The 26,417-nt window shown below is 46.6% G+C and carries 37 protein-coding genes; 4 read left to right on the forward strand and 33 right to left on the reverse strand.

Translation table 11 applies throughout. The features are described from left to right. Window positions 1–8: 8 nt before the first annotated feature. The 26 genes from NE671_RS02745 to NE671_RS02870 all read right to left on the reverse strand — a co-directional run bounded on the left by NE671_RS02745 (window position 9) and on the right by NE671_RS02870 (window position 18,118). Window positions 9–503, reverse strand: a complete 495-nt coding sequence (locus NE671_RS02745) for a DUF2829 domain-containing protein (protein ID WP_117963903.1) — start codon at window positions 501–503, stop codon at window positions 9–11. Then, window positions 476–1,753 (reverse strand): phage minor capsid protein, encoded by a 1,278-nt coding sequence (locus NE671_RS02750; RefSeq protein WP_256163642.1) that lies wholly within the window; start codon window positions 1,751–1,753, stop codon window positions 476–478. The genes NE671_RS02745 and NE671_RS02750 overlap by 28 nt, the downstream gene beginning before the upstream one ends. Before the next feature lie 12 nt (window positions 1,754–1,765). Beyond that, the gene (locus NE671_RS02755) at window positions 1,766–3,193 is read right to left on the reverse strand and encodes a phage portal protein (protein WP_256163644.1); all 1,428 of its coding nucleotides are present in this window, start codon (window positions 3,191–3,193) and stop codon (window positions 1,766–1,768) included. 35 nt (window positions 3,194–3,228) lie between these two features. Continuing rightward, on the reverse strand, window positions 3,229–4,188 hold the full coding sequence (locus tag NE671_RS02760) for a hypothetical protein (protein ID WP_330588847.1): 960 nt from the start codon (window positions 4,186–4,188) through the stop codon (window positions 3,229–3,231). Window positions 4,189–4,612: 424 nt separating this feature from the next. Continuing rightward, a complete protein-coding gene (locus NE671_RS02765) occupies window positions 4,613–5,074 on the reverse strand; it encodes a hypothetical protein (RefSeq protein ID WP_064786146.1) in 462 nt (153 codons plus the stop codon). An 8-nt stretch (window positions 5,075–5,082) separates the two neighbouring features. Then, window positions 5,083–5,988: a ParB N-terminal domain-containing protein gene (locus tag NE671_RS02770; protein ID WP_227081161.1), complete on the reverse strand. Its 906-nt coding sequence runs from the start codon at window positions 5,986–5,988 to the stop codon at window positions 5,083–5,085. Further along, window positions 5,955–7,352 carry a putative antirestriction adenine methyltransferase gene (locus NE671_RS02775; RefSeq protein WP_101872186.1) on the reverse strand — a complete coding sequence of 466 codons (1,398 nt, stop codon included), beginning with the start codon at window positions 7,350–7,352 and terminating at the stop codon, window positions 5,955–5,957. The genes NE671_RS02770 and NE671_RS02775 overlap by 34 nt, the downstream gene beginning before the upstream one ends. Window positions 7,353–7,500: 148 nt before the next feature. Further along, the gene (locus tag NE671_RS02780) at window positions 7,501–8,001 is read right to left on the reverse strand and encodes a hypothetical protein (protein WP_117687932.1); all 501 of its coding nucleotides are present in this window, start codon (window positions 7,999–8,001) and stop codon (window positions 7,501–7,503) included. Window positions 8,002–8,285: 284 nt separating this feature from the next. Next, window positions 8,286–8,903 carry a MerR family transcriptional regulator gene (locus NE671_RS02785; RefSeq protein ID WP_243284744.1) on the reverse strand — a complete coding sequence of 206 codons (618 nt, stop codon included), beginning with the start codon at window positions 8,901–8,903 and terminating at the stop codon, window positions 8,286–8,288. A 100-nt stretch (window positions 8,904–9,003) separates the two neighbouring features. After that, entirely contained in the window at window positions 9,004–9,252 is a 249-nt protein-coding gene (locus NE671_RS02790) for a hypothetical protein (protein WP_233435063.1), read from the reverse strand. After that, a complete protein-coding gene (locus NE671_RS02795; RefSeq protein ID WP_256163645.1) occupies window positions 9,249–9,554 on the reverse strand; it encodes a hypothetical protein in 306 nt (101 codons plus the stop codon). The genes NE671_RS02790 and NE671_RS02795 overlap by 4 nt, the downstream gene beginning before the upstream one ends. Before the next feature lie 12 nt (window positions 9,555–9,566). Next, window positions 9,567–10,199: a hypothetical protein gene (locus NE671_RS02800; protein WP_256163646.1), complete on the reverse strand. Its 633-nt coding sequence runs from the start codon at window positions 10,197–10,199 to the stop codon at window positions 9,567–9,569. A gap of 167 nt (window positions 10,200–10,366) precedes the next feature. Further along, on the reverse strand, window positions 10,367–10,831 hold the full coding sequence (locus NE671_RS02805; RefSeq protein WP_256163647.1) for a hypothetical protein: 465 nt from the start codon (window positions 10,829–10,831) through the stop codon (window positions 10,367–10,369). Beyond that, window positions 10,832–11,521 (reverse strand): hypothetical protein, encoded by a 690-nt coding sequence (locus NE671_RS02810; protein ID WP_256163648.1) that lies wholly within the window; start codon window positions 11,519–11,521, stop codon window positions 10,832–10,834. It lies immediately after the preceding gene. Window position 11,522: 1 nt separating this feature from the next. Then, complete coding sequence (locus NE671_RS02815) at window positions 11,523–12,539, reverse strand: DUF1351 domain-containing protein (protein ID WP_211133377.1); 1,017 nt, start codon at window positions 12,537–12,539, stop codon at window positions 11,523–11,525. Window positions 12,540–12,552: 13 nt separating this feature from the next. Beyond that, the gene (locus NE671_RS02820; RefSeq protein ID WP_177290655.1) at window positions 12,553–12,981 is read right to left on the reverse strand and encodes a RusA family crossover junction endodeoxyribonuclease; all 429 of its coding nucleotides are present in this window, start codon (window positions 12,979–12,981) and stop codon (window positions 12,553–12,555) included. Between the two features lie 9 nt (window positions 12,982–12,990). Beyond that, the gene (locus NE671_RS02825; RefSeq protein WP_101872440.1) at window positions 12,991–13,386 is read right to left on the reverse strand and encodes a helix-turn-helix domain-containing protein; all 396 of its coding nucleotides are present in this window, start codon (window positions 13,384–13,386) and stop codon (window positions 12,991–12,993) included. A gap of 19 nt (window positions 13,387–13,405) precedes the next feature. Continuing rightward, on the reverse strand, window positions 13,406–14,059 hold the full coding sequence (locus NE671_RS02830; protein ID WP_101872439.1) for a replicative helicase loader/inhibitor: 654 nt from the start codon (window positions 14,057–14,059) through the stop codon (window positions 13,406–13,408). Next, window positions 14,059–14,868 (reverse strand): phage replisome organizer N-terminal domain-containing protein, encoded by an 810-nt coding sequence (locus NE671_RS02835; RefSeq protein WP_177290654.1) that lies wholly within the window; start codon window positions 14,866–14,868, stop codon window positions 14,059–14,061. Before NE671_RS02835 ends, NE671_RS02830 begins: the two co-directional genes overlap by 1 nt. 11 nt (window positions 14,869–14,879) lie before the next feature. Next, the gene (locus NE671_RS02840) at window positions 14,880–15,677 is read right to left on the reverse strand and encodes a PD-(D/E)XK nuclease-like domain-containing protein (protein WP_101872437.1); all 798 of its coding nucleotides are present in this window, start codon (window positions 15,675–15,677) and stop codon (window positions 14,880–14,882) included. 13 nt (window positions 15,678–15,690) lie between these two features. Then, window positions 15,691–16,530, reverse strand: coding sequence for a RecT family recombinase (locus NE671_RS02845; protein ID WP_256163651.1), 840 nt, complete (start codon window positions 16,528–16,530; stop codon window positions 15,691–15,693). Between the two features lie 10 nt (window positions 16,531–16,540). Continuing rightward, window positions 16,541–16,756: a hypothetical protein gene (locus NE671_RS02850; protein ID WP_256163652.1), complete on the reverse strand. Its 216-nt coding sequence runs from the start codon at window positions 16,754–16,756 to the stop codon at window positions 16,541–16,543. Continuing rightward, a complete protein-coding gene (locus NE671_RS02855; protein ID WP_177290652.1) occupies window positions 16,749–17,042 on the reverse strand; it encodes a hypothetical protein in 294 nt (97 codons plus the stop codon). The genes NE671_RS02850 and NE671_RS02855 overlap by 8 nt, the downstream gene beginning before the upstream one ends. Beyond that, window positions 17,039–17,173, reverse strand: a complete 135-nt coding sequence (locus tag NE671_RS02860) for a hypothetical protein (RefSeq protein WP_256163653.1) — start codon at window positions 17,171–17,173, stop codon at window positions 17,039–17,041. The genes NE671_RS02855 and NE671_RS02860 overlap by 4 nt, the downstream gene beginning before the upstream one ends. A gap of 2 nt (window positions 17,174–17,175) precedes the next feature. Then, a complete protein-coding gene (locus NE671_RS02865; RefSeq protein ID WP_256163654.1) occupies window positions 17,176–17,670 on the reverse strand; it encodes a helix-turn-helix domain-containing protein in 495 nt (164 codons plus the stop codon). 28 nt (window positions 17,671–17,698) lie between these two features. Then, the gene (locus NE671_RS02870; RefSeq protein ID WP_177290640.1) at window positions 17,699–18,118 is read right to left on the reverse strand and encodes a helix-turn-helix transcriptional regulator; all 420 of its coding nucleotides are present in this window, start codon (window positions 18,116–18,118) and stop codon (window positions 17,699–17,701) included. A 234-nt stretch (window positions 18,119–18,352) separates the two neighbouring features. On the opposite strand from NE671_RS02870, the gene NE671_RS02875 reads away from it, so the two are divergent. From NE671_RS02875 to NE671_RS02890, 4 genes are read left to right on the forward strand one after another with little or no spacing between them, the layout of a single operon-like run. Beyond that, a complete protein-coding gene (locus NE671_RS02875; protein WP_064786184.1) occupies window positions 18,353–18,730 on the forward strand; it encodes a helix-turn-helix domain-containing protein in 378 nt (125 codons plus the stop codon). 41 nt (window positions 18,731–18,771) lie between these two features. After that, entirely contained in the window at window positions 18,772–19,095 is a 324-nt protein-coding gene (locus NE671_RS02880) for a hypothetical protein (RefSeq protein WP_064786186.1), read from the forward strand. Then, window positions 19,083–19,655, forward strand: coding sequence for a hypothetical protein (locus NE671_RS02885; RefSeq protein WP_256163655.1), 573 nt, complete (start codon window positions 19,083–19,085; stop codon window positions 19,653–19,655). The genes NE671_RS02880 and NE671_RS02885 overlap by 13 nt, the downstream gene beginning before the upstream one ends. A 52-nt stretch (window positions 19,656–19,707) precedes the next feature. After that, entirely contained in the window at window positions 19,708–21,441 is a 1,734-nt protein-coding gene (locus NE671_RS02890) for a recombinase family protein (RefSeq protein WP_256163656.1), read from the forward strand. Window positions 21,442–21,503: 62 nt separating this feature from the next. Here the strand turns inward: NE671_RS02890 and queA are convergent, their stop codons facing one another. From queA to ylxM, 7 genes are read right to left on the reverse strand one after another with little or no spacing between them, the layout of a single operon-like run. Further along, the gene (gene queA, locus NE671_RS02895; protein WP_256163657.1) at window positions 21,504–22,529 is read right to left on the reverse strand and encodes a tRNA preQ1(34) S-adenosylmethionine ribosyltransferase-isomerase QueA; all 1,026 of its coding nucleotides are present in this window, start codon (window positions 22,527–22,529) and stop codon (window positions 21,504–21,506) included. A gap of 2 nt (window positions 22,530–22,531) precedes the next feature. Further along, the gene (gene trmD, locus NE671_RS02900; RefSeq protein ID WP_015525216.1) at window positions 22,532–23,284 is read right to left on the reverse strand and encodes a tRNA (guanosine(37)-N1)-methyltransferase TrmD; all 753 of its coding nucleotides are present in this window, start codon (window positions 23,282–23,284) and stop codon (window positions 22,532–22,534) included. After that, complete coding sequence (gene rimM / locus NE671_RS02905) at window positions 23,285–23,791, reverse strand: ribosome maturation factor RimM (protein WP_059085894.1); 507 nt, start codon at window positions 23,789–23,791, stop codon at window positions 23,285–23,287. It abuts the gene before it with no gap. 59 nt (window positions 23,792–23,850) lie between these two features. Beyond that, window positions 23,851–24,081 (reverse strand): KH domain-containing protein, encoded by a 231-nt coding sequence (locus tag NE671_RS02910; protein ID WP_015525219.1) that lies wholly within the window; start codon window positions 24,079–24,081, stop codon window positions 23,851–23,853. 55 nt (window positions 24,082–24,136) lie between these two features. After that, on the reverse strand, window positions 24,137–24,382 hold the full coding sequence (rpsP, locus tag NE671_RS02915; protein WP_015525220.1) for a 30S ribosomal protein S16: 246 nt from the start codon (window positions 24,380–24,382) through the stop codon (window positions 24,137–24,139). Between the two features lie 45 nt (window positions 24,383–24,427). Beyond that, window positions 24,428–25,780 carry a signal recognition particle protein gene (gene ffh, locus NE671_RS02920; RefSeq protein ID WP_256163658.1) on the reverse strand — a complete coding sequence of 451 codons (1,353 nt, stop codon included), beginning with the start codon at window positions 25,778–25,780 and terminating at the stop codon, window positions 24,428–24,430. Between the two features lie 3 nt (window positions 25,781–25,783). Beyond that, complete coding sequence (gene ylxM / locus NE671_RS02925; protein ID WP_015525222.1) at window positions 25,784–26,107, reverse strand: YlxM family DNA-binding protein; 324 nt, start codon at window positions 26,105–26,107, stop codon at window positions 25,784–25,786. Window positions 26,108–26,417: the final 310 nt, after the last annotated feature.

Consider the following 26,417-nt stretch of genomic DNA (forward strand, 5'->3'; position numbering starts at 1 on the left):
TAATCCTCCTAATCTGCAAACACCCAATCATCTGCAAGCATATCTGCCTGACTTGCGAGCCATCCCATCTGTACTCCTGATGTTCCGACAAATGCGATAGCCATGTTTCCGATAGCATCATGTTCGCAGTTTACGATATCTCCATCCGCTGTCTTGTAAGAAATTCCTGTAGCGAGCTGGATGTACTGCTTCTTCCCATTCCATCCTTTTCTTGCTACTTTCATGCCACGTTTCAGATACTTAATTGCTTCTCCAAATGAGAATGTAGCCTCGCCACCCAATTCCGGACAGTTCTTACTATCTGCTAACGTCCATTCATCACTTGCGATATTGGAAAATGTATAGTCCGGAATCTGCGTCTCACGGATATCCATATCAATACCATCTTTGGTGTGCATGATAATCGTCTGCTTTTCCTTTGACCAGTACCAATAACCAGCCCAAGACGGCAGTTTTACCTTCATACCCTGTTTCATCAGTTCAAATGCTTTTCTAAATAACATGTCTTGTTGCCTCCTTGTTTTGCTTTCTTATTCGCCCATACAGCTTTTCCACTGACTGAGCGGTTAAATGATACCAAGTTACCGTTGCCGTCATATACGGCTGATACCTGCGTTCTGGCGGTATCTACGCTTCGTCCGGTTTGCTTGCAGAAATCCTTCATCTGCGATTCTTTCTCTTTCAGCTTCACAGATTCTTTCTGAAACTCTTCTCGGAAGTACGCTCTGTCGGCTTCTGATTGAACCGTCTGGATATACGAATCATAGGCGGCCAGGATTCTCTTATACTCTCTGACCGCCCTTTCATATTCACGCTGCTTCTGCATACACTCATACTCCGTAAGAAGGTTCCCTGCAAACGAATATTTCGGTCTGCTGTAATCCTCCAGATCATCTTTCGTGTATGCCGGTTTGGAAATTCCCGGCCAGTACGGATAGAAGCTATGTCTGCAATTCCAACCACACAAACCGGCTCCCGTTCCATATCCGGTTGCCTCGTAGAAGTTCTCATACCCCGGAGCTGTGCCCTCAATCTTGAATACCTTACCCTGCCAGACTGAGTGTGAGGGTCTGGCTCCTGCATGAGCTGTTGTCTCGTAATACTCAGCCCCAAGCTCCGAAGCATACAACTCTGTCAGCTTTCCGGCTGTCTGATTTACTCCGGTCAGCAGAGCAGTTCTGATTGCCGTATCCAGCTTTGAGATATACCCACTGTCATACATGACCGATGTTCCTTTGACTGCCGCATCCCGGATAGCCTGTCTGATTGCCTCCTGGTACGAAAAAGCACCGGACGTAACCTTCATATAGGCTGCGTTCAGTGTCTGCATATACTCCTGCTGTGTGGCTATTGCCGTTGTCAGCGTAAGGTTTCCAATCTCTCCCCTGCACTTCTCTGCGGCTGCCTCCATAGTTCTCTGCATCGCTCCAGAAAGAACAATATCCGATGTTTTCAGCTTTCCGGCCTGCAATAATGGCTTTGCATCCTGCAACATTCCGCTCAGGCCTGCATCCTGGAACAATCGCAATATTTCTGTATCGGATTTCCCTGTCAGAACACCAACTTCCCGGATTACATCATCCATCAACGCTCCGGACTGCTTCGCCTGTTTCAACTGCCACTCGGCTGTCGGTGTGATCCTTCCGGTCTTTGCTATCCTTCGTGCCACATCTCGGATGATCTGCTCATTCAACACATCGCACATTCCCAGATAACCGGAAGAAAAGCTATTCAAATATTCTGGTGTCAGCACTGCTCACACCTCCTATTCTTCTGTAGGAAATCTGGCTACCGGCTCCGGCATCATGTTCTTTGCCTCTTCCTCCGAGCATCCAAAATACCACGCAAGAAACGCTTCTGTTTTCAGCTTTCCGGCAACCACCATGGACCATCTACGCTGATACTCAGCTTCTGTGTCTTCCAGAACTCCATCGCCCCAGTTACAGTTCAGCTCCGTTTCTCCGTCCGGAACCATATCATAAAGCAATGCCAGAACCCTCATGGCGTATATGATTTTCTTAAATCCCTTATGCCATGCGTCCTGCATCGCCGTTACCGTATGGTATGACCTCTGCTTTGATACCCGGATTTCGTATGCCGTCTTCTCAATGTCCGTTGGTTCAGACAGCGTACCGTAGGCAAGGCCAACCAGGAACTCTATTTTCATTAGCTGCTTATTCAGTCCCTGGAACAACGCTTCGTGGCGAATCTGCGGTGCATACTCTTTTAGCAGTCCCTTGTTGGTTCCGTCCGCACTGTCGAAGTCAAATGTCTTGAACATCCTTTCCTGTCCTGCCGGAAGAACCGGCTTTCCATGCTTATCTGTCTGGAACAACTCAGAATCGCCCAAGATAGCGGCTTCTGTGGCTTTGTACTCCCACAATACACGCCCGTACTGAATGTCAGCTTGTTCTATTATCTCTGTAGCTCTGGAGAACACCGATACCCCCAACGGCGAGTCCGTATCGATATTATTCGCCTTTGGTACTTTGATGTACGCAAAAAGTGGCTTGTCGATGTTACCGATAATTACCGGTTCTTCCGACAGGCCCGCCCATTCATCCACCTCAGACAGTGGCACTTCTTTCCGGAATCTATCCCTCACAGCATAGGTTCCGTCATCGTTGTACTGGTAAATCTCCTCGGATTTGAACGCCTTGTTGATGATCGTATAGGTCATTCCCGTAAGCTCATGGTATTCAAGCCTGGTATACAGGTAATCTCCTATCTTCTTTCCTTCCACAAACACCGCCGCCGTTATCTCTCCCTTGTTGTTGAACGCACATGGGAAGAAATCCACCGCTTTCACGAAATCCAACTCGATTGCCGTTGGTCTTCCGTTTTCATCTATGTTCGTCACGAACGGCTTTACCGCAATAGCCCCACCTTCGCAGTACATCTCAACAAATTTGTTCAAGTCCGTAAGCTGGTCTTTCAACTGTTCATTGATGAAAGCAGCCATCGGACTGCCAGTTACCTCCATGCTGAACTCCGTTAGTATCAGCCTGGCAAATTCCTCCGAGATCGCTGACGGCAGATTCAGAGGAATCACATTGTCTTTTCCGCCTCTCCATGGCGGTTCATTCTTGTACATGTTGTGCCACAGCTCTATGGCATTCTGCATTACTCCGGATTCGCATATATCAACGCCCAGGGCTTTTTCCACACTGTTATTCGGCACCAATCTTCTCAACACCTTTCTCAATATATTTGCAATTCTCAATCAGTTCACCCCGTCTTCTTAATGAATTTCTTTATCCTCTTCTCGAAGCTGTACTCCATAGCATCCAAAGAGTCAATATCACTGGTTCCATCATCCAGACGCTCCAGTTCCATTTTCTTCGGATTCCAAACCGCCATGCTGATAGCTTCGAGAACACTTTCACAATCTGGCGTAAAGAACACACGCCCAGTTGCTGAGAGCGTGGTCATTGTGAAGATACGGTCTGTAATCTTGCACTTGGCAGCATTCGTGACATTGATATTTCCCAGTTCCGCCTCAATCATAGCTTTCTGCAAGCCTCGTTTCAGCACCAGTTCCGCAGAATCGCAGTACACATTCGTAATGAATCCGTACCGGTCCAATATCTTCTCAACGAATTTCATAAACATCCGGTTCAAATCATCGGGGTCTGTTCCGTCTGCATCGTGCCATTCAGAGGACAGCACATACAGTTTCTCATATCCCTGGGTAATACCAGACGCAACAAAAGCGTGGCCGGAGCCGTTACCTCCGAAGTCCACGCCTATATTCAGCTCTATGAACTCTCCACGTTTCGCCATGTCAATCGTCTCTTCCAACGGCACGATGTACTCATCGTCCTCCGCCGCTATGGAAGTTGCCAGCTTAACGTATATCAGGCCTTCTGCAATACTTCTCTTACCTTCAATATCTCGGATGTACCAGATGCTGTCCTTGTCATACTGGCTGACAATCTCAGCTATTCTCTGCTTCGGGATGTTGATATTCTCGAAGATATTGAAATGCTCGTAATTGTAACCACCCAGAAGCTCTCCCTTGGCCGCTTTCTCAGCGTATTTGTCAATGTAATCAACGTATATCGCTGCCTTAGGATGGTCTGGGTTCAAGTCCCAGAAGATTTTTCTGTTCTTGGCTGCCAGTTGTCGGTTGAATGCCTCTTTGATGGTGTTGTCATGATGCAGGTTGATCTCGGTTGCAATCCACATACCGTATGAGTTACCTCGGATTTTCTTGTAACTATCGGACGCTGCACCTCCGGCGAAGATTACAATCTTGTCTTTGTACCCCGTATCCGGGCCATTTATCAGCAGGCAGTCATTCCCTTTGTACTGAGTCCACCTGCACTGCCCACGAAATATATACTCAAGACCGAACCCATTAGCATCTCCAATGTTCAGCTTAGCATTCGCCATAGTCGAACCAGTCGCCAGGTGGATTCTATCCTTCGTCGTTTTTAATTCGTGAGCAAATGCGAAAACATTATCTACCGTCTTACCGGAACGAACAGCACCTTCCAGGATATTGTAGGTACTGTTCGCACAATTTTTGATATACCGCTTGTGCTTGTCGCTGAAATTGAACCCTATACGCTTGCGCCTGTTGACCTTGACATACGGGTTGGATAAGCCCTTATTCTTCGCCGCCATAAATGTCGGCTTCGATACCCTCCATGTCTTCTATCTCGTAAAGACCAATTTCCTGCTTATCTCTCCAGATGTCCGGCCTACGATTCTTCAACCAGAAACAGCACGCTCCTACGTCCGGTATGATGTCCTCTTCGGTCTCAACCGTCTCTATCTTCGCAGGCTTGGTATTACCGTCTTTGTCCATCTCAATAATTTTCCGGGTTACTTTCGTTTTCTTCTTACTTCCTTTTGCTCGCTTATACAGACTCAGTTCGACTTCTGCATCTGCATATTCTTTTCCGGCGGCCAGAGCCTCTGCAAACTCCGGGTAATCCTTTTTCCAACGGTTGATTGTCCTCGGAGATACCTCGAATGCGTCAGCTAAATCCTCATCCGTACCGCCTCTCATGCACAATACCTTGGCAATTTTTACAAATCTCTCATCATACTTCTGCTTTGCCGCCATTCAACCACCTACTTCCCTGCCAGGTAGTCGGCCGCCCAGTATTCAATCATCTGCCATTTATTCTTACTGGTAATCGTGCCGTCCTTCTCTGCTTTTTTCAGAGCTTTTTTGATTACTTCTGCCGATTCTACCGGAATGGCAGCACTGCCAAATACTTTCGCAAGGTACGTCCAATCCATGTCTGGGTCAAAACCGGCATCGTCCATTTTCTCATTTGCAGCATCAATCATGGAATGGACTGCCGCCCCTACGTTCCGGATGTCCGTAAACTGCTGGTACTTATCCAGTGTCTCCACGAACTTCTCACACTGCTCATAGGCAGCAACACCGATAATCTCAGCACAACTACCGTTCAGATTCTTCATCAATGCATCCAAGTCTCTAATCTGGTTCGGAAGAAACGCAAACGCAATGGTCTTGAAATCAAACTGAACCGCCGGAGTATTCAGCTTATCAAACTGCTCCAACGGTTCTTCCAGAATTTCTTTCCCTATATAGCTCTCCATCATATCATCGACGTTATCCATCAGCTTCACAATTTCTCTCAGCGTACTCTCATCATCAAACCCAGAGATTGCATTGTGAGCCAACTGCTTAGAAGCCGCCTTGCTTCGGGTCAGCCCGCTCTTATCCAGGATAACGATAATCTCTTTCAGTCCAGCCTCTCTTGCACTCTTTACTCTGTGATGCCCTGAAATAATCTCCAGCTTCTCTCCCATCAGTGCAATCAGAGGTAAACTCTCCAACTGCCCTCTGTTTTTGATGTTCGCTGTGAGCTGGTCCTGCATCTCATTTTTCATTATTCTGGCATTGATGTCCTGCTCCTTAAGCTCGGCTAACTGCACCTTCGCAATGTACAGCTCCGTACCCATGTCATAAATTATTTCATATTTTGCTTTCTGCTCTTCTGCCACTGTCTTTCCCTCCTTAACCATTCTTCCAATGTTTCCTGCTCTGTTCGGTCAGTCAGCTCCGCTTCGTATGTCAGCTTGAAACCGTTGTTCTTATCCTTCTGCCGGTTTACCAGCTTCATAATGCCCCGGACTTCTTTGTTCTCCGGATACTTCGTCAGCATGGCGGTCCGGACTTTCGTTACCTTCTCACGTTCCAGATCGTCCAGGAGCGTTTCTGTGAAGCAATGATTCTGTGCCAACATATACAGTAGTCTACCGAGCCGATACGTGGTGTGTGGGACCTTCATAACGTACCAGATGAAGAGTGATGTGGCTTGCATCTTTGAAATCCCAAATACGCCCGATACCATCCCGTCAATCAGAACAGCTCTATTGAACGTAGCCGATGAACCAACAAAATTATGCGTCCATAGCTGTCTGTAATACTGTGCCTCTGCTGCCTTAATGGAGATGATCTGTACCTTGCTTTTCTCCGTTATCTCGTAATCTCTCGGCAACATACTACAGGCAATCGGTGCCAACTTACTTTCGGAAGGTCTTTTGATTTTTCTTCCCTCTGCCAGTGCCGCCGCTTCTTCTCCTCTGTTCGAGGTAATGTAGCTGTTCAAATCTGCTCTCGTACCGGCTCTTGCAAATATCGGCTCTCCTACAGCCTCTCCGGTTCTTTTTTCCTGGTAGCAAACAACCAGCGCATTCGCATTCATGCACCGGTCAAACAACTCAACGTGTCCTGTTTCCGGGTCGAACAGCTTATACTCTGGTTCCTTCCAGGTCATTTTCCCCTGTGTGTCATAGAACTTCTCATAGCCGGAGAAGTAGGTCGGTGGATTGGCAATAACCAGCGTGTGTGGATCGTCAAGCACCTCGTCCAGATGATCCCACATATCCAACGGGCGATACGTCATGCCATACATTTCCTTCTTGATATTCTCCAGGCTCTGTCGGATATGCTCAATATGTTCCTCTCTTCTGTCTCTTAAATCTTTCAGCAGATTAAAGAAATACTCATTGCCGGCCGTCTTCGATGTTCTCAGATACATCTGAGCATACAAGGCAACCGCCGGGTCCAACAGTTCCTCATCGGAAAATCCCTGGGCGTGTATCTCCAGTTCATCAAGTGGCTTGCCCGTAATGGCATACCCCATAACCGAACTCATCATAGACACATCGCTCGTCTCAATCTGCTCCGGCTTATACCCGTTCTGGATTGCCAAGTTGCTCATGGCGAATGTTCCGGCACATGGCTCCACAAACCTCGTATACCCGTTCTTCGCAGCATTCTTTATCAGATTTACCAAGTATCTCTGCTCCACCGTACCCAAGCACCCCAAAAACATCTCTCCTGGGTCTCTGAAAAATGCCATTGCTTATCAACTCTCCCTTCTCTCGTTTGCATCAAAAAAGGCACCGTACCCTTTCGGATGCGATGCCGTTGTTTTTGGACCGGAGCCCTGCGATGAACAGGGCCTCAACTATGGAATAGTCGTGTGCTGCCTACACCAGCTCCGGATATTATATTAAAGCGCCCATACCAAACAGACTCATTTGCTGGTAGCCATCATCTGGCTTCGTCTGCACTTCGGGCTTCTTACTTGTCGTTGCTACCTTCTTTCCCTTCGGGGGATTCGGGTCTGGAAGTTCTTCGATAATCTCTCCAGTGTTCTCCACCCACCACTCAGCAAAAACAGTTCTGTGACACCAATCTTCCGGGATTCTCACATCCTCGTAGCACAGGAGGACCAAATCCTTTCCCTGGGCCGCTGCGTCACGTTCCATCTTCATAACCATGTTGATGATTCTGTCCTTGCCTATGCCGTTCAGCTTCTCGTAATAGGCTTTCTTGAAATCTTCCAGGTTCATTCTCAGCATATACCCTTTCGGTGCCAGTGAGTAGCACTGGTTTTCCAGTCTGTACGCCAGTTTGAATTTCGGCGTCCCGATGCTGATTCCTACACAGTAATATTTGCCATCTGCAAGCTCTTTGTTGCTATATCTGCTCGTATAAATTCCCATTGTCCGTCTGCTCCTTTTCCCTTGAAAAACCGTTGTTTTCCATACTTTAATTATACCAGATTACCTACCTAAGTACAGGGAATACAGGCTGTTTACCGTTTTTTAAGAATCCCTTCCTCCGGCTTTGCGGTCCGAAGACCGCCCAGCCATCAGAGAAGGAAAAGTCGATTCACAGTGCTCCATTTTTATGGTGTGACATATGGGCTTTTGGCACTTACTACGTTACCACAGGTATTTTACCCTCGTCAATTCCATATTTTCTACTGTTTTTGAACCCAGTTTTCTCACACACCCAACAGGTACACCGCTATGATTTTGCAGGCGTTACCGATGTCCTTATAGACAGTCTTCTCACTCACGCATTCCTCACTCGCAATCTGAGCAACCGTCTTTTCTTCCTCCGCTATGTAGTATTCGTACACTTCCCTGTAACACCGCATAGCTTCTGGCTTTTTCGATGTTTCGCACTCCTCCCGGTACGTCTCAATCGCACGCTCTATCCGGTTGATGTAATACATATTCTCCGCCCTGCGCTTTTCCTCTTTCTCTACTACGCTTTCCTGGCTATTGATATGTGCCGAACCCATCAAATCTCTTAGGAACGCCCACCGTTTTTCTACTTTCTCGCCTTCCGTAAATTCTTCATCTTCCGGGATTTCCCTTTTCAGTCTACGGTAGTCTGATAACAATTTCTTGGTTCTTTTTACCTTATCAGCGTTACTCTGCTCACGTTTTTCGGTCTTTTTTCGCTCTTCTCTGCACATTTTGACCGCTTCTCTCGCAGATATTTCCGCTATCTGTGTCAGTTCTCTCCCTGTTACCTGGTAGATTCTGTTTCCCTCCAGACTCTCCGTTTCCACAGGTACGATTGCTAACAGTTCCTGCTCACTCTGCCTTTCCATATACCGCCATACCTCCTTGACTTTTCTTGCTCTGCTCCATATAATGAATTTATCTATGAACATTTGAGGAGCTGCCATGGGGATATGGCGGCTTTTCTTTTTATCTCCGGTACTTCTTGCATGAAGCGAAGTGTGAAATATAACCTGCTCCATCTCCACGCTCGCCTACCAGAATTCTTCCTGCCACTACCTCTCCGTCCGGCGTGACGATTTTTTCTTTTCCGGTGCTGTCCTTCTTGTAATTATGCAGTGCCATGTCTACCGGCATATTCTTTCCGGACTTCATCCGCACCCACAGGATTCTTCTGCCACACTGACGACACGTTCCTTCGCTTGCCCTGTTGATCACAGCCGCACCTTCTTTCCCATTCCTGCCGTTCCGTATCTCAAAGCCTCATTCAGAATCGCAACCATCTCCGTAATGCTTACCGCTATTGCCTGGTTCCGGTTTCTGTCATTGATGCTTACCATGCCGGTCTGCAAACTGGCCTTGATTCCGACATCCGTTACTTTCTGATACAGGATTCTCTTCTCTTTCTGAAATGCTCCGGTTCCTTTGAACTTCGTGTATGTGCCCTTCGTCTCAGCGTACACTCCATCCATCGGTCCTTCCTTCTGGTCTGTAACATGCCCTATGGTAAAATCACTCATATCCTTCCTCCTTTACTCCGGCAATGATGTTCCGGTTACCTGCTTTGCTCCTATGCTGCTTAATTTCTTCAACACTTCCGTGATATTCATTCTTTCAATCGTGTCTTTCGCAAGGTTTTCTTTCAAATTCTGTTCCAGTGATTTTATCAGAGATTCCTCTACCTCTCTCTTAGCATTCGCAATCAGCTTTTCAACCTTCTTTCCAAGTTCCTCTTCCAGATACTGACTCGTGAGCAGACCGGCGGCGGATAATTTCCTGTCACTGGAATAACTTGCAATGCGGCCGTCCCTGTCATATCTCTTTTCCGTAAGGAACAGTTCAAATCTCTCTCCCACGTATTCAGACAGAGGCTTGTACGTTACTTCATCGCTCCAGGTGCTTTTCTTTTCCGGGATAACAATCTTTCCAATCTTCTCCTCGCACACATTCGCAATGAACTGGTCTACGGTTGCCTGTATCGTTTCTTCCGCCTCCAGAATCTTCTCTGCAATTTTATTATCCACTGCCTTTACAGCTTCATTCGTTGCCTTTTCCAGAAGGGCGTTTTCCACGCCCTCCACAATCCGTTCTCTCAACTCATCATCGATGGAATATGCCTCTTCATCCATCCAGTCAAGTTCTACTTCGATATTAAATTTTGCCATTCGACTTTCCCTCCTGTTTCTGCTTTTCTGCTTCTGCCGTCATTCTCTGGAAAATACAAAAGCCCTTGCATCTGTCCGGCGGCACTCCGCATGATTTACACGATATGAACAATGACCCATCTTCTTTTCTCGGCCTTTTATCCATTTATTATCCCTTCATTTCCTCTTCAACCTCTGCTCCGCACCGGCAACAGATATTCTGAATCGGCTCGCCCAGCTCCTCTGAAAATCTGGATGTTATCCATGGAGATCACCGCCGTACACATCGGGTCATAATGCTCTGCCAGGAAACGCTTGATAGGTTCCGCCGCTACCTCGAACTCCTTCATCAGCTTTTCAGCCTTTTCCTTCTCTTCCTCTTCCGGATGCAGAAGCCTCTCATAATCCGTCCAGTGTTCATCAACATACTTTCTTTCCAGCAGCTCTCTCTTGCCATCTCTTTCAATAACAACCTGACTTTCTTCCACTGCCACAATTTTTACCGGTTCGTCCATATACCTCTCTCTATCATCAAAAATCGGTACAGGAACCATAAAATCTAAGCGAATCGCACGGTCCGTTTCCCAAGGCGCAAACCCTCTCGCTTTCTGTGTTCTGATTGCCATTTTCCCTACTAAATCTTTCAGCTCCATTTACTCTTCCTCCTCTGGTTCATCATATCCATACTCATCATCTTCGGTGTCGGTTTCGTCTTCCTCAGAGCCGCTTGTAATCTCTGTACCGTCCTCTGCGCCGTCTAAATCGGTTTCATCAGTAAATTGTGTATCTTCCAGGTTATCGCCCGTAGAATCGTCATATACGCTCTCGTCTGCATCCTCGCATTCTTCCACCGGGCCAGGAAGGGCATGTTCATCTACTACCTCTCCCGGAAGTTCCGGATGTTCGATGTATTCCGGACCAATATCCGGCTCGATTCCTGCCGGTCCCGGCTCCGTCACATCTCTGTAGTCTGCATCAAAAATACTTCTCTGTGTTGTATCGGCTACCGGCCGCATCTCGTACTCCCCGGTCTCTTCATTCAAGAACAGCTCCATCTCGGTGTCCAGGTTACCTTTTTTCATATCTTCAACCTTCATCTGGCTCGTTACCTTGTGACTGAACTTCGGCTTCGCAATCTCTCTGCTCTCTCCAGGAATATTCGGATTGTAGTTCGGCACATACTCTCTCGTGAGTGACACATCAAGTTTTAGTGTCAGTGTTCCTTCCTGGCACTCCTTTTCCTGCATATTACCGAGCAGTCTCTGTAAGACAAAATTCATATCTCTCTTCATGTCATTAAAGGTATCGCCATCAAAATTCAATTCCTTCACAAAATCACTCATCCTACTTACCTGCCTTTCCGAACTGGATATTATGTTCTTTCATGTACTCCTGCAAATCCTTCAACTGCTGGAGCGTACCAATCGCATAGAAGGTTGCCTTGTATTTCTTCTCCTCCGGAAGAACTTCTTTTTCGGCCGGCTTTTCTGCAGGTTCCTCACTCTGCGCATCTGCCGTCTTATCCGGAACTGGTGTGTCGTAGCCAGATTCCGAAGCTCTTTCCTCCTGGGTCTGCTGTTCTACCAGTGCTTTTTCTCTCTCCGCACGTTCCGCAGCGATTCTTTCAGCCTCCTGGCGTCTGCGCTCCTCTGCTTCTTTGGCTCTGGCTTCTGCTTCGGCTCTCCGGCGTTCCTCTTCCTCGGCTTTTCTCTTACGGTCTGCTTCCATCTGCTCTTCAAACTTAATCAGACGGGCATTCTCAGCCATGGCCTTGGACATATCAAGTGTCCTCACATATACATCCTTCGCATTCAGCTTGTACTTGCTATCCAGTGCATCAATAGCCGCCAGGTCGCTCTTTACTCTCTGAACCTTTTCCTGGATTTCGGTTGCTGCCTTGCTTTCCTTGAAGCTCACGTTCAGATACTGTGCCTCAAACACTCGCTCAAAAGGAAGAACCTCTGCCAGTTCTCCGATTGCCTCAGCATATACATCCTGCAATCTGGCTTTCTTCTCCTCTTTTACGCTGTTCTCATATTCCTTTACCTGCCCGTCAATGATGCTGATCTGTTCCTTGATGAGTGCCGTTACATCCTTCAAGTCACTCTCGAACACTTCATACGGCTCCATGCACTTTTTCTTGACGAGCTTTCTTCTGTCCTCAATCTCATTGAGCAATTTTCTAAGGGCAGCTCTGTCATTCTTCGCATCTGATACCGTATCTTCCGTATACACCAATCCCTGGTATGCTGCCACAATGCTTCTGACATTCTCCTCCAGCTCTGCTTTGTTCCAATCAATCCTCTGCAAGAACCCGTCTTCCGTTGGATTTACCAGTCTTATCTCCATTTTTTCATCCACTGTGAATTTCCTCCTATTCTTCCTCTGACAAATTTATAATCGTCACTTCTACTCTCGGATTCTCTGAGTAGAACTTCCGGCACTGGCAGTCAACAATCTGCGTATCATCGTAATATGCCAGATTGTTGAGGCTGTCAGCGATAATCTTTACTACGTTATCCATATCCGGTTTCTTAGTCGGGCGTATCTCTCCTGCCAGCATCGCAGCTCTTTTTTTCTTCGATGCCGACTTAGGAATCCGGTAGTACGCCTTAATCCTCATATCCAGCATCGCCTCTTTCGGAAAACTCTCTGTCCCGTAGGCCGTCTGCCATTCCAGCTTTACCAGATTTTCATAGGACACTGTATCTTTCGGGGTTATGGCATGGCCGGTCTTCGTATTGAATCTCGGTCTGCCTTTTCCTTTCGGCTCCCCGTACACCGTAAACTTCGCTTTTTTCATGTCCGCCTCCTACTGACTTCCCAGGTTGCTTTCTTCAAGCATGGCCTGGATGCAGTACCAGCTACTCTTCTTTCCTTCTCTTGCAACCTTGATATGCCGGGTTGTATAACCATTCATTACCAAGATTCCTGCAATAGTCCGTCTGTCCTCCGCACTGAAAATTCTCAGCGTGGCATCCGGCTCAAACTGCTCATCTGCTGTCTGCATACCGAACAGCTTTGCCGGGTGGATTTCCAGGGTTTCTGCAATTTTGATGAGGGAAGATACCGGAATGTCTACTCTGCCTTTTTCATAATCCGCTACCGCCGACTGGCTCTTACCGATTGCTTTTCCCAGCTCCTCCATCGTCATATCCTTTTCTGTCCTGCAACTCCGGATATTCGCTCCAATCTCTGCCATATCCATATGTCACTTCACCTCCATATCACACCTTCCCCTGCAAGTTCCGCATGACCTGTTGGAACTTCGCCCTCGTTTCCTCAGACATTCCCGGTTCCGGTTCTGTTTTTTCTTCTGCCTGCTTCTTAGCTTCGAGCGCAGGCTGCTCTTTCTTTTCCAACTCCAGTGCATTGCCTCTCATGCTGGCAATCAGCAACCGGATTGATTCCGGCAGTTTTTTCTCTTCGCTGATTCTCTGCACTGTTGTCCTGTAATTCCGGATAAAATGAGACTGTTCTACCGTCTCAACCCTTTCAGAATCCATCAACGCCCACTCTTTCAGATTTGCCGCACTTCCTACGGCTCTCTGGCAAGCCTCCGGTAGTTTCTCAAATTCTTCCACTGAATGATACCCGGAATTTCTGACCGCCTTTCTTACCAAAGACCATGCCTCCAACTCACTCATGCTGCTATCCACGCTCTCAACAATCTGCGTTGCCTTTTCTCTGATGTCTGCTATCGTTGGTGGAAACTTCTCTGTCAGCATATACTTCTGGATTGCTACGTTGGCCTGCTGATACGGAATATCTTTCAGCAACTCAAACCATACATTGAAGGCATCCTGGTCTGGAATGAATGTCGGCTGTGCGTATACAGCTTTCATTCCCTTAACAAGCGTTTTGAACTCCTCTCTTGTCATTACCAGTTATCTACCTCACTCACTCTGTTCTGAATCCTGTCCCCGGCTGGTCTCTGCGGAATCTGCGTCATTTTATCCCAGATAATGCCTTTCCAGTTATTTGACATACACTCCTCAATCAAATCACACACCCGGCCTTCTCCAAATTCTGCTACTTTCTTTTCTACCTGCCGGAGAAGGGATTTCATTCCCTGCTCTTTGTAACCTTCCTTGCGTTCAATCTTGTATGTACACCATTCACACATCTTTTCTCTGATTTCGCCGCCAAGTGCATAATCTGGAACCAGGCGCTCATAGAGCTGCATCGTGTCTTCCTTCTTTGCGGTTGCCTTTTTCGGCTTCGGTGGTTTTTCTACTGGCGGTTTCTCCTGCTCCGGTTCCTGCATCTCTGGAATCAATGCCTCCGGCGTCTGGGAGCCGCTCAGTTTCTTCTCATCCTGGATGCGGCGATAATACTTCCTCTGCCGGTCCGCCTCTGTAGAACTCTGTCCGATGAAATTCTGAATGTCCATCATATAGATTGCACCGTTATCCAGTACCTCTACCAACTTCAACTGCTCAAAAATCTTCATCGCACGTTCTACCGTCCCTACCTGGTGCCTCGTAATCGTTGAGATCATCTCCAGACTGTACGGGATGTAGTCCTTGTACATCAACCGCCCTTCATTTTTCAGGCTCCGCAGGTACATCTTCATGAGTATGTCGCTGTACAAGTACCCGTCCTTCATTCCCTGGAGAAGCAGCATTTCATCAGAATCAAAGAAATCCTCTTTCAGTTTCAAATAGTAATATTTCTTATTGTCTGCCATCTACTCACCGCCTAAATTCCGGCTACCAGATTCGTAATTGAAATCGGTCTCTTCAAAACCTTTGTATGCCTACAACAATCGCACATCTCGCATCTGTCCGGTTCAGCCTCCCCATTCTTCACTCTGAGGATTCTCGGCATATTCGTTTCTACCATGTGTTTCGCTTCATCGAGATAGTTCTGCGTCACTTGAATCACTTCGATGTTTGGCTCCTCTTCCTTCGTTCCGGCCGCAATGTAGAATGGCAGTCTCTCTCCAGTATTCTGGTACACAATTTCCTGGTATATTGCACCCTGGATATCGTAGCCCCAGTACCGCACAAAATCTAGATAACCGATGTCTTTTACCCACTCCAGCTTAGTGATCGATGCCATAACCTTAAGATCCGTAATGGCGATTCCTCTCACGAAGCTGTCAATTTTGATTTTCCATTCTGCCCCGAACAGCTCTCCAGTCATAATGACCTGTTTTTCTCCGCTCATATACTGCATGAACAGTGGGTCTCTCTCCATTCTGGCGATGATTCTCTCTGCTTGCTTATAATTTGCTTTCAACTCGCCTTTCTGAGTGAAGATTTCTGGATTCTCTTTCTTGAACTCTTCGAGCGTTCCTTCAAAGTAGGAATCCACGTAGGAACCCACCAGAAGCGGTGTGGTCTTTTTCTGCTCCCACCGTTCTTCCAGCTTCTCAACCGCCGAAAATTCACACGCCATCTTTCCGTATGTTCCTGCGAAATCCTTATACTGGGACACGCTCATGTACTCTTTGTTCGCTTCTTTGCTATAATAATTCTCTGCCGTCAAAACCATATGCCACTGCCTCCTACGCCTCTTCCAAAACCATTCCGTCAATAACCGGTTCTGCCTGCTTCTGGGCTTTTATCGCCGCAAATGCGTCTACCGGCTTATCATTCTCCGGCAGCAATGCCTGTCCTGTTGTTGCTCCTGGAAGAGACTGCTGATTGAATACCACGTCTCCACCGTCTTCGTAAGCTTTCTGCTGCTCTATATTGTCAAAGTCCAAATCAATCAACTTGCACAATCTTCTCAATACCGTTTTCTTGTACATCTCACCAGTGCTGCTTTTCCATGCCTGGCTGTCTTTTGCTTTAGAGTATGTGTTTCTGACATTTTCAATGTCTTCCGAACTCATCGTGTCATACATCATCGAACCATCTTCAAAAACCACAATAGCGAATGCTCCAATCATCTGTTCATTGGAAAACGGCTTCGGTCTGTACTGCACATTCTGTTTGCCTCCATCTACCTCTTCCATGAAGAAATCGCCCTGCCGTACTACTTTCGCAAAAATGTCTTTAATCTTATTTTTGCTGTACCGCTTGCACAATTTGATCTCGCCCTTATAATCGGTCTGAAAGCTGAGGTTTCCGCCATACGGGATGGCGTAACACTCGCCGTTGAAGAAGTCCAGTCCCAGGTACGCTGCTTTCGCTAAGCAAACCGGGATGGTTTCCGGATTGATTTTCTCCAACTGTGCTTTCTTCTTATCGTCCTTCATCATATCCTGGATCACTGTAATGCAATTCAGAATAAATCTCTGCTGATTAAACCCGGCCGGTAACGCTTCTTTGTTCTCGGTCAGTTTCTTCGTCAGTCCGGTTTTTATCGTGCCGTACCACTGTTCTACGGTCATCTGTCCCATATCCTACCTCCTATGCTTTTTCCAGGCTCTCGCCCAATAATTCAAATATTTCATCAATCGTCATGCCTTTTAAGCACTCCTCGCACACATAACTTCCGCAGCTCTCATAGAATCTGTCACTCGGATAAATTCCTTCCAGACATTTCGAACAGATATGAACCTCTTTCGGTTCCGGAGCATTCGGGCATCTCGGATGGCAAGGATTCTGTCCGCATATCTCACACATTATCCTCTTCCTCATCCAGCATCTCCAGAACACCAGTCACACTCTGTATCATTTCCGGAATCCACATTCTTGCAAGTATCGCCGCCGGAAGAATCAAATACTCTCCTCCAAAAGCTACCCTGTCTCTCTGCTCACAAGCTATCACGATACAGAAGCACTGGAAAATTCCCACGATGCTTATGTATGCTATCCAGCCCAGGACCTCTGCCATATCCACTGTGTAGATTCTGCTCAGTTTCTTCCACAGAACCCTGTGCATCCTACGTCTCATAGCCCTGCTTCTCATGCTGTCTGCCTCCGTTCAGTGAAAATTCCGATGTCGATTCCCTTGCTGGACTCAAATCTTTCTATCAGTTCCTCTTTGCTCTCAATTCCGTAATCTCTTTTCAGAATTTCAAGCATTTTCTGTACGTCCATACTCACACCTTCTTCAAATACTTCTCGCCTACGATTTTCAGCTCACTGATGGACTCCGCAACTTCATCTAAAAAAGCCAGGATCTTTTTCAGCTCCGGCTTCTCCGTTTCGTCGATGATTCCATCTTCTGTAATGTCTACGAGTTCTTTTTTGATGCGGTTCAGCTCATCGCAATCCAGTCTCTTCATCAGCCGAAGGGTTATCCCTTCCAGGCCTTTCGCCTCTGTTGCAACCGGAAGATAACTGCATATCGGGCATTCATGCTTGCAATACCCAGTTTTCAGCTCCGGTGCATTATAGAGGTCCGCCATGAGAACCACCTTGTCTACTGGAACTACCTTCGTATTTCCCAACTCATAATCTGCGAGTGTTGAAACAGATATGCCAAGCAACTCCGCCGCACCTTCTCTGGAGTATAGCCTCTCGTTGTACATTGCTGCCCTTTTTCTGGCAACAAAATACACATTTTCATTACCTTTCGTAGAGCCTCTTCCCATTTCTTCACACCATCTTTCCTGTTACAATTTAACTGTCTTTAGAGGAATCCTGTTTCCCTTGATATTCCTGGATTCCGAGCGCACCGCTTATCACTTTCATAACCGGTGGCGAATAGCATCTGCCACAGATAATTGCATTCAGATATTGTGTGGAGTAACCAGTCTTCTCAGCCAGCTCCGCTGTATTCATATCCAGGTCAATCATGGCTTTTCTTGCATCCATACACCAATCTCTGGTTGCTTCTTTCATGGACGCTGATGCCTTTTCGATATTGAGAAGGTCACTGATTGCACTTGCAATCGAATCCGAGTAAATCCGGCCATTCACAACTCCGGATACCCTGGTTCTTGACTTGCCGATTCTCTCAGCCAAATCGTTGATAGACCAGTCTCGTTCAATCAGACCTTTCTTAACTTCCTTGCCCCAGTCAGTGATATTGCCCTGCATTATGCTTTTCCTCCTTTCTGATGGATTTTTGCATATGTAGTTTACTTTCTCGAAGTAAAATGATACAATTTAACGGTACAAACATACACTACATACGCAATCACAAACTACTTATGTGATTTAGCACTTCCCATTTGCGAATCATTTGCAGCTTGTGATTGTATTGTAGCTCGAAAATTCGAATTTGTAAAGAGTTATTCTTCGATTTCTCGAATTATTTTACGGAGGTGCTACATGGAAGCAATCGACAGAATCGAAACAGTTCTCGAACAGAGGGAACAAACGCCTTATGCACTGTGCAAATTTCTTGGCATTAACCAGTCTTCCTACTCTACCTGGAAGGCTCGAAACACTCTGCCGCCAGCCAAATACATCGCAGACATCGCCCGGTTTCTGCACGTCTCTACCGACTACATTCTGACCGGAAAAGAATCTGCTTACACTGACGTCCAGGCCGAAACTTACACTGATGATGAGAAGGAGCTGCTGAGTATTTACAAGGCTCTGCCAACAGAAAAGCGTTATGAATTTAAAGGGGAAATGAAGGGCTACCTCAAGGCTCTTGAGGAAAGCAAGAAATACCTTGACGGCGAAAAAAGATTATCCGTTTAGATTGGTATCGTCGTTTCAGATGATACCGGACAGGAGGGCTTATGGACTCAAAGAAATACTTTTTCCTGGCCCGGACCGAAGAACAACTGAATTGCGATGCTGCGGCTCTACTGCTCTATCTCTCTTCCTTCTGTTCTTCTCTGGAGGAAGGGCCTGCATCGCTGTCTGCCGGAACGATTAACAAAATAGCGCACCTACGGAAGAAACTCTCGCTTTCGGTTCGTGAGTTCTTGCCGTTGGTTCATACCTATTCCGATACTCTGACAGACACTGACTGCCGCCGGGCGTTGGTTTTCGCTCTTGACGGCAATATTCATGGCATAACCTCTCTCTGCGAAGGGAGGATTCCTGCATGGAGCAATTAACATCCAATAACAAATTTACTTTTCATGGGGAAGACACCGGCTTGTCAGTAGTAGATTTCTGGTCCTGGGCTTACAGTGATCTGCTCAACAACACAGACCGGGGCGTACTTGCAGAATACATAGTACACAGTGCGTTATTCCCCCCCGATTCGAAAATGCGAACTGATTGGCTCCCCTTTGATTTGACCAGTCCTACCGGACAGCGAATCGAAGTCAAATCCGCTTCTTATCTTCAATCCTGGGATGAAGCGTACCACGAGCATATACAGTTCAGCATAGCACCTCACAAAGCCTGGGACCCGAAAGCCGGATATTCTCCGGACATCAAGCGTCATTCTGACCTCTACGTTTTTTGCCTTTACAAAGCACTGACAAAAGACGTTTCGCCGCTTGCCCTGGAATACTGGGAGTTCTACGTGCTACCTACCTACGTGCTCAACGAGCAAAAGCCCAACCAGAAAAATATTTCTCTTAATTCGCTGAAAGCTCTAAAACCTTACATAACGGATTTTGCCGGATTAAGGGATGTAATATTGAATTGCCCGACTAAAAGGGCGTAGAAATGGACATACGCCGTTCTGTAATGGGACGGCGTATTTTTGGAGGAAAAATATGATTTCAAACAGTTCCGCCACTCACGCAAAAGTGGCTATATACATACGAGTCTCTACGCTGCATCAGATTGACAGGGATTCTCTGCCTATGCAGCGTCATGATTTGATTGCCTACGCCAAGCTGATACTGAACACTGACGATGTGACAATTTTCGAGGATGCCGGGTACTCCGGCAAAAATACCATCCGGCCAAAATTTCAGAAAATGATGTCTCAACTCCGGACCGGCACGTACACACATCTTCTGGTCTGGAAGATTGACCGAATCTCCAGAAACCTTCTGGACTTTGCCGAGATGTACCAGGAGCTTAAAGACCTGGGCGTTACCTTCGTCTCGAAAAACGAGCAGTTCGACACCAGTACGGCTATGGGAGAAGCGATGCTCAAAATTATCCTTGTCTTTGCGGAGCTGGAGCGTAACATGACTTCGGAACGTGTCACTGCCACTATGATTTCCAGAGCCAGCAACGGGCAGTGGAACGGCGGACGTATTCCTTACGGCTACGATTATGACCCGGAAGAACAGGGTTTCAGCTTCAACTCCGATGAGTACAACATCGCCCATCTGATTCATGACAAATACGAAGAACTCCGCTCCCTGGTTTATCTGGCCCGGTATCTGAACGAACATGGCTACCGGACTCGTGCCGGTAATGACTGGTCCCCAGTCTCTCTGGATATTATTCTTCGCAGCGTATTCTACTGCGGCGATTACCAGTACAACCGCCTTAAGGAAGGGGACCGGCAGCGTCCTAAGGATAAATCCGAATGGATTACCGTGAAAGACCACCACCCGGCCATCGTAAGCCGAGAACAGAAAGAACGCATCCTTGCACTCCTGGAATCCAACCGCAGGCTCAAATCATTTCGCAAGAGTGGCAAGAGCAAATACACGCACATTTTCTCCGGCCTGCTCATCTGTGGAAATTGCGGTCAACCTATGACCAGTTCCATTTCCACCATAAAGAAGACTACCGGCAGACGCTATTCTCTCTACTTCTGCCCTACGCACAGGAAAAGCAAGCTGTGGTGTACCGGAAAATCTACCTCAGACCCAATCATTGGCGAGTTCGTCTTCAACTACATTCTCAATATGCTCAACGCTCAAAAGGCGTTCTCTCCGGAAACGAGCATGCAGGAACTGGAACAGCAGCTACTCTCCGGCGATACTTTCTCCCCGGTGGCCGCCATTGCCCCGGACGGATTGCAGGATCTGTTTCATACGCTCCGCACCGGAACCATCAAGGGAGAGGTCTTCGGAAAAGACGTCAAAATCAAAACAGGCTCCGAGCCACCATTGCAGCTATCAAAGCTCAAAAAGGAAAAGGTCCGTCTGGAAAGAGCTATTGACCGTCTGAACAAACTTTTCCTCTATTCCGAAAAAGCCATGTCGGAATCTGAATACCTCACTCAGAAGATTCAGCTTTCGGATGCTCTGGAAGAAGTCGAGGACAAGCTGACGTTCCTGGCATCGGAAGACAGCCTGCAACAATCTATCACTGATAATGAATTTATCGCCAAAGCAAGCAACTTCATACTCTCCCAGAAACTCACTGACCGAAACTACGTCAGCTTTCAGTCGCTGAGTGCTACCGTCTCTCCGGAGGTCCTTGATTCTTTTCTCAGCAGCATTATAGACAACATCGTTTTCAAGGACGGAGCTATTCACTCTATCACATTCCGCAACGGATTATCTCACACATTCATTTACAAAGAAAAGCCAGAGGTTTAATTGCCCCTGGCTTTCTTCATATCTCCATATTCCGTTGTATCGCTATTTTGTAGTGAATCGCTCTACAAAATCATCATTGCATCCCCGAAACTGAAGAAACGATATCTTTCCTTAACAGCTTCTTCATAAGCAGCCATAATATGTTCTTTTCCGGCAAGGGCTGAAACTAACATCAGAAGCGTGGACTCCGGCAGATGGAAATTAGTGATCAGTCCATCGATAGCTTTGAATTTATATCCAGGATAGATAAAGATCTCTGTCCATCCGCTTCCGGCCTTCACGATTCCATCTTCTCCGGCTGCGGACTCCAGGGTACGGCAGCTGGTAGTTCCCACAGAAATCACTCTTCCGCCGTTTTTCTTTGTATCATTGATCAGTTTTGCCTGATCTTCTTCCACAATATAAAACTCCGAGTGCATGTGGTGCTTTTCTACATCATCTACCTTTACCGGGCGGAAGGTTCCGAGACCTACATGCAAAGTTACATGTGCAATATTCACACCCTTCTCCTTTACTTTCTCAAGAAGCTCCGGCGTGAAGTGAAGTCCTGCGGTAGGTGCGGCAGCAGATCCCTCATTCTTTGCATATACAGTCTGATAACGGTTCTTATCCTTCAGCTTGTGGGTAATATACGGCGGCAACGGCATTTCTCCCAGCTGATCCAGGATCTCTTCGAAAATCCCCTCATAATGGAACTGGATCAGACGGTTTCCCTCATCTACAATATCAATGATCTCACCCTTCAGGATACCGTCACCAAAAGTGATCTTTGCACCGGGACGTGCTTTTTTTCCCGGCTTTACAAGACACTCCCAGATATCATTTTCGCGGCGTTTCAGAAGCAGGATCTCGATCAGCGCTCCAGTTTCTTCCTTGTGACCATAAAGACGTGCCGGGATAACCTTGGTATCATTGATCACAAGACAGTCTCCCTTATGCAGGTAATCCAGTATATCGGTAAAATGACGATGTTCGATACTTCCATCTTTCAGGGACAGATGCATCAGTCTGGAAGAACTTCTGTCCTCCAGCGGATCCTGAGCGATCAGTTCCTGTGGCAGATCATAATAAAAATCTGATGTTTTCATAATTATTTTTCCACTTCCTCTTTCCACTGTTTGCGAAGCCTGCGGACCTCGTTCCACTCTTTGTTGGTCAGATCAGCTTTTGGTAAAAGATCCGGCCTCCATTTGGCTGTACGGATGATAGACTGCTCTCTTCTCCATTTATCCACATTGGCATGGTGTCCGGAAAGCAGCACCTCCGGAACCTTTTTGCCATGCCATTCCTCCGGGCGGCTGTACTGGGGATACTCCAGAAGATTCCCGGAAAAGGATTCCGTCTCACCGGATTCCTGATTATTCAGAACACCTGGTACCATTCTGGAAATAGAATCCATCATGACCATAGCCGGAAGTTCTCCTCCGGTAAGTACATAATCACCAATGGAAACATAGTCTGTTACGATTTCTTCCAGAACACGCTCATCAATTCCCTCATAATGACCACAGAGGAAAACCAGGTCTTCTTCCAGGGCAAACTCTTTTGCCATATCCTGATTGAAGGTTTTTCCCTGAGGAGTCAGAAAGATCACGCGGGGTTTCCTTCCAATACGTTCTGCAATGGATTCATAAGACAGATATACCGGCTCCGCCTGCATCAGCATTCCGGCTCCACCGCCATAAGGATAATCATCTACCTTCTGGTGCTTATTGAATGCAAAATCCCGTATATTGATTGCTTCCAGTGATAACAGTCCCTTTGTAATGGCACGGCCTGTAATACTTGTGTTCATTCCGTTCTCGATCATTTCCGGAAATAATGTAAGTACATGATAATTCATTTAAACAAGCCCTTTCATCAAATGTACAGTCATGGTATTTTTTTCCACATCCACATCAAGAACACAGTCATGGATCGCAGGAAGCAGGATTTCCTCGCCATCCACACGATCTACAATATAAACATCATTGGCGCCGGTCTCCATCACATCACGGAGCACTCCGAATTTCTCCCCATTCTCCAGAAGTACCTCCATTCCGATGAGATCCGCCACATAATATTCGTCCTCGCCAAGCTCCTGTGCCTCTTCACGTGGGATCCAAAGCTCACGGCCCTTATACATTTCAATATCATTGATGTTGTCAATGCCTTCAAACTTCAGGATCGCAAGATTTTTAAAAAACTTTACATTCTGAATATTCAGTCTGCGAAGCTCTTTTCCTGTGTCCAGAAGCACATATTCAATATCAAGAAAACGCTCTGCGTCATCCGTTGTCGGAAAAACTTTTACTTCACCACGGACGCCATGGGTCGTTGTAATAACTCCTACCTTTAATAAATCTTCCATTTTTGCTCCCTTTCAGAGTAAAAACAGGAGCCATGGAATCCACAGCTCCTGTCTCTTTTTCATTGCAGAATATCTACAATCACTTTTTTGCTGCTTTTTGAAGAAGCCGCTTTCACAACAGTACGGATTGCCTTGGCAATTCTGCCCTGTCTTCCGATAACCTTACCCATATCGGCCGGTCCGACCTTCAGTTCAACAACAATCGCGTCGTCTTTTTCAGTCTCAGTAACGACTACTTCATCCGGATTTTCAACAAGAGATTTTGCAATTACTTCTACAAGTTGTTTCATTACATACCTCCTTGCTCCTGCCTCATTGAGGCCACAGATCCAAATCTGTCAGGTATTATTTCTCGATTCCGGCAAGTTTAAGAAGCTTAGCAACTACCTCTGTAGGCTGAGCACCAGCTGCAAGCCATTTTTTTGCTGCCTCTTCATCAATTTTGTATACGCTTGGGTCGAGGTTCGGATCATATGTTCCGATCTCTGCGATGCATCTTCCGTCACGTTTGCAGCGAGAATCTGCTACTACGATTCTATAGAAAGGTGCTTTCTTCTGTCCCATTCTTCTTAATCTGATCTTAACTGCCATTTTTGTTTTCCTCCAATTATCTTTCTGAAAATTTATTGTTATTTATTAAAAGGGAAGCTTAAAGCCGCCTCTTTTTCCCATATTCATCTTGCCGCCTGTTAATCCCGGCATCTGTTTCATCATCTTCTTGCTCTGCTCAAACTGCTTCACAAGACGATTTACTTCTGTAATATCCACTCCGGCGCCTCTGGCGATACGGTTCTTGCGTGAGATGTTCAGAATGTTGGGGTTACTTCTCTCCTGAGGTGTCATGGAAAGAATGATGGACTTGGTACGGTCCATAGCCTTTTCATCGATCATACCCTCGATATCCTTCATCTTACCGCCCATTCCGGGAAGCATGTTCAGGATACTGGAAATACCACCCATCTTGTTCATCTGCTCCATGCTGGTAAGATAATCATTGAAGTCGAAGTCCATTTTCTTCAGCTTCTTTTGCATCTCCTGAGCCTGTTCCTGATCCACAGATGCTTCCACCTTCTCGATCAGACTCATTACATCGCCCATTCCAAGGATCCTGGAAGCCATACGTTCCGGATAAAACTGTTCCAGATCAGAAAGCTTCTCTCCCATACCAACATAGAAGATCGGTTTGCCGGTCACGGCTTTAATGGAAAGCGCAGCGCCGCCTCGTGTATCACCGTCCATCTTAGTCAGGATCACACCGTCAATGCCGACTTTATCAGAAAAGTTCTGCGCCACATTTACCGCATCCTGTCCTGTCATGGCATCAACTACAAGCACTGTAGCATCTACATTCACATTCGCTTTGATATCCTCAAGCTCCTGCATCATATCCTCATCAATGTGAAGACGTCCTGCTGTATCGATGAGCACAACATTCTGCTGATTGGATTTCGCATGCTCGATAGCTGCTTTTGCAATATCCACGGGATTCTGCTTATCTCCCATGGCAAAGACCTCGACGCCCTGTTTCTCACCGTTTACCTGCAGCTGTGTGATCGCTGCCGGACGGTAAACATCACAGGCCACAAGCAGTGGTCTCTTTCCCTTGGATTTCAGTTTGCCTGCCAGCTTGGCAACCGTCGTTGTCTTACCTGCACCCTGAAGACCGACCATCATAAGAACGGTAAGATCCATTCCCGGTTTGATCGGAAGCTCTGTTGTCTCACTTCCCATCAGGTTGACCAGCTCATCATTTACGATCTTGATCACCATCTGTCCCGGATTCAGACCATTCATAACATCCTGTCCGATAGCCTTTTCCTGAACGGATTTCGTAAACTGCTTAACGACCTTAAAGTTAACATCCGCTTCCAGAAGCGCCATCTTAACTTCCTTCAGTGCTACCTTGACATCAGCCTCTGTGAGACGGCCCTTGCCCTTCAGCTTCTTAAATACATTCTGCAGTTTATCTGTTAAACTCTCAAATGCCATTGATCATAACTCCTCTAATATCACATTGGAAATCGCCGCAATATCTTCGGCGTGGTACTTGTCAGCCAGTTCATGGATCTTTATGACCTGACTGCGGATGTTCAGGAATTTCTCGACCAGATGAAGCTTCTCTTCATATTCTTCCAATGTCCGATTGCACCGTCTGATCATATCATGCACACCCTGTCTGCTGATGCCAAGTTCCTCAGCAACCTCACTTAAGGAATAATCCTCAAATACCACACTGGTGTACACCTGCCGCTGCCTCTCTGTCAGAAGCTCTCCATAAAAATCAAATAAAAATGTCTGCTCTACAAATTTCTCCATCTGTAATCACCTTGGCTATCATACACGATTCCATCATACCTGTCAAGGGTTTTTGCTTTACAAATTTATTTTTTCCTGAATTTCACAAAAAAAGGCCGGAAAAGCACTTTTCTGCTGGGTTTTGCAGGCTTTTCCGACCTTTGTTATTCTATTTACTTCTTATTAATAAATGTGATATCTTTTCCATATTCTTTGATTAGCTTCGGAAGATCATTAACAGACATACAGCCCTGCCCTTTTTTCTGCACTTGTTTTTTCCTTATGATTCTATTATACTGTAAATCAAAAGAATCACAATTCCACATAACAC

Source organism: Blautia sp. DFI.9.10 (genome assembly GCF_024461705.1).
In the GTDB taxonomy this organism is placed as follows: domain Bacteria; phylum Bacillota; class Clostridia; order Lachnospirales; family Lachnospiraceae; genus Blautia_A; species Blautia_A fusiformis.

Coding starts and splice junctions, on each gene's coding strand:
- NE671_RS02785 (WP_243284744.1), bottom strand. CDS start 8,903: ATGGAAAGGCAGAGTGAGCAGGAACTGTTAGCAATCGTACCTGTGGAA.
- NE671_RS02820 (WP_177290655.1), bottom strand. CDS start 12,981: ATGAAAAAAGCGAAGTTTACGGTGTACGGGGAGCCGAAAGGAAAAGGC.
- NE671_RS02760 (WP_330588847.1), bottom strand. CDS start 4,188: ATGTGGATTGCAACCGAGATCAACCTGCATCATGACAACACCATCAAA.
- ffh (WP_256163658.1), bottom strand. CDS start 25,780: ATGGCATTTGAGAGTTTAACAGATAAACTGCAGAATGTATTTAAGAAG.
- NE671_RS02860 (WP_256163653.1), bottom strand. CDS start 17,173: ATGGACGTACAGAAAATGCTTGAAATTCTGAAAAGAGATTACGGAATT.
- ylxM (WP_015525222.1), bottom strand. CDS start 26,107: ATGGAGAAATTTGTAGAGCAGACATTTTTATTTGATTTTTATGGAGAG.
- rpsP (WP_015525220.1), bottom strand. CDS start 24,382: ATGGCAGTTAAGATCAGATTAAGAAGAATGGGACAGAAGAAAGCACCT.
- NE671_RS02795 (WP_256163645.1), bottom strand. CDS start 9,554: ATGAGTGATTTTACCATAGGGCATGTTACAGACCAGAAGGAAGGACCG.
- NE671_RS02880 (WP_064786186.1), top strand. CDS start 18,772: ATGGACTCAAAGAAATACTTTTTCCTGGCCCGGACCGAAGAACAACTG.
- NE671_RS02870 (WP_177290640.1), bottom strand. CDS start 18,118: ATGCAGGGCAATATCACTGACTGGGGCAAGGAAGTTAAGAAAGGTCTG.
- NE671_RS02830 (WP_101872439.1), bottom strand. CDS start 14,059: ATGACAAGAGAGGAGTTCAAAACGCTTGTTAAGGGAATGAAAGCTGTA.
- NE671_RS02835 (WP_177290654.1), bottom strand. CDS start 14,868: ATGGCAGACAATAAGAAATATTACTATTTGAAACTGAAAGAGGATTTC.
- NE671_RS02845 (WP_256163651.1), bottom strand. CDS start 16,530: ATGGGACAGATGACCGTAGAACAGTGGTACGGCACGATAAAAACCGGA.
- NE671_RS02850 (WP_256163652.1), bottom strand. CDS start 16,756: ATGTGTGAGATATGCGGACAGAATCCTTGCCATCCGAGATGCCCGAAT.
- NE671_RS02855 (WP_177290652.1), bottom strand. CDS start 17,042: ATGAGAAGCAGGGCTATGAGACGTAGGATGCACAGGGTTCTGTGGAAG.
- NE671_RS02840 (WP_101872437.1), bottom strand. CDS start 15,677: ATGGTTTTGACGGCAGAGAATTATTATAGCAAAGAAGCGAACAAAGAG.
- NE671_RS02805 (WP_256163647.1), bottom strand. CDS start 10,831: ATGGAGCTGAAAGATTTAGTAGGGAAAATGGCAATCAGAACACAGAAA.
- NE671_RS02800 (WP_256163646.1), bottom strand. CDS start 10,199: ATGGCAAAATTTAATATCGAAGTAGAACTTGACTGGATGGATGAAGAG.
- NE671_RS02885 (WP_256163655.1), top strand. CDS start 19,083: ATGGAGCAATTAACATCCAATAACAAATTTACTTTTCATGGGGAAGAC.
- NE671_RS02810 (WP_256163648.1), bottom strand. CDS start 11,521: ATGAGTGATTTTGTGAAGGAATTGAATTTTGATGGCGATACCTTTAAT.
- NE671_RS02865 (WP_256163654.1), bottom strand. CDS start 17,670: ATGGGAAGAGGCTCTACGAAAGGTAATGAAAATGTGTATTTTGTTGCC.
- NE671_RS02875 (WP_064786184.1), top strand. CDS start 18,353: ATGGAAGCAATCGACAGAATCGAAACAGTTCTCGAACAGAGGGAACAA.
- rimM (WP_059085894.1), bottom strand. CDS start 23,791: ATGGAAGATTTATTAAAGGTAGGAGTTATTACAACGACCCATGGCGTC.
- NE671_RS02765 (WP_064786146.1), bottom strand. CDS start 5,074: ATGGCGGCAAAGCAGAAGTATGATGAGAGATTTGTAAAAATTGCCAAG.
- NE671_RS02775 (WP_101872186.1), bottom strand. CDS start 7,352: ATGGCATTTTTCAGAGACCCAGGAGAGATGTTTTTGGGGTGCTTGGGT.
- NE671_RS02890 (WP_256163656.1), top strand. CDS start 19,708: ATGATTTCAAACAGTTCCGCCACTCACGCAAAAGTGGCTATATACATA.
- NE671_RS02780 (WP_117687932.1), bottom strand. CDS start 8,001: ATGGGAATTTATACGAGCAGATATAGCAACAAAGAGCTTGCAGATGGC.
- NE671_RS02825 (WP_101872440.1), bottom strand. CDS start 13,386: ATGGATATGGCAGAGATTGGAGCGAATATCCGGAGTTGCAGGACAGAA.
- NE671_RS02910 (WP_015525219.1), bottom strand. CDS start 24,081: ATGAAACAACTTGTAGAAGTAATTGCAAAATCTCTTGTTGAAAATCCG.
- NE671_RS02745 (WP_117963903.1), bottom strand. CDS start 503: ATGTTATTTAGAAAAGCATTTGAACTGATGAAACAGGGTATGAAGGTA.
- trmD (WP_015525216.1), bottom strand. CDS start 23,284: ATGAATTATCATGTACTTACATTATTTCCGGAAATGATCGAGAACGGA.
- queA (WP_256163657.1), bottom strand. CDS start 22,529: ATGAAAACATCAGATTTTTATTATGATCTGCCACAGGAACTGATCGCT.